The organism is Pseudomonas sp. PME37.24/006, from assembly GCF_055556635.1.
On the sequence record NZ_JBVHNL010000231.1, the window covers coordinates 1 to 250 of the forward strand.

The window sequence follows — 250 nt, forward strand, 5'->3', positions numbered from 1 at the left end:
CGCGCGCAGCAGCTCGGGAAGGTGCGCGTCGACCGTCTTGAGCACGGGAGTCGCCTGCTGGATGAGGCTCTGGAGCTGGTCCACCGGAGCGGCGATCTGCGGAAGCACGCCCGTGCGGTCCATGGACGACGCGATCCGGGATGCCTCGTCGAACGACGTCAGCACCGTGGGGATGATCTTCCCCGCGTGCAGGAACGGCTTGAGGTTGATCCCGTCGGAGGAGCCGTCGCTCGCCGAGGCCATCGTGGTG

Annotated in this window: 1 protein-coding gene; it reads right to left on the reverse strand. The window is 68.4% G+C overall.

Annotated elements, in window-relative coordinates:
• Positions 1 to 250: hypothetical protein (locus ACZ3GY_RS24520; protein WP_465912404.1), on the reverse strand; the 250-nt coding region annotated here is incomplete at both ends.